The organism is Methylobacterium nigriterrae, assembly GCF_037106235.1.
Lineage (GTDB): Bacteria > Pseudomonadota > Alphaproteobacteria > Rhizobiales > Beijerinckiaceae > Methylobacterium > Methylobacterium nigriterrae.
On sequence record NZ_JBAWTG010000851.1, the window covers coordinates 1 to 272 of the forward strand.

1 protein-coding gene is annotated in these 272 nt (G+C 60.7%); it reads left to right on the top strand.

Annotated elements, in window-relative coordinates:
- On the top strand, positions 1 to 272 hold a 272-nt coding region (locus WDW90_RS39415), incomplete at both ends, for an IclR family transcriptional regulator C-terminal domain-containing protein (RefSeq protein WP_336493033.1).

The following is a 272-nucleotide window of genomic DNA, read 5'->3' on the forward strand; positions in this document are numbered from 1 at the left end:
CACCGGAGCAACGCTCGCACTACCTGACCATGACCGATTTCAAACCAGTCACCCCCCACACCATCACAGATCCGCGGGCTTTCGACCTCGAACTCAATCGCGTCAACACACAGGGCTATGCGTGGGTCGATGGCGAACTCGATCCCGCCATCTGCGGCATCGCGGTGCCTGTGCGTGACCACAGCAACGCGGTGGTCGCTGCCGTCAGCATCAACACGATCTCAGGCACGGTGACGGAGGAAGAAGCCAAGCAACGCTATCTGGTCGCCTTG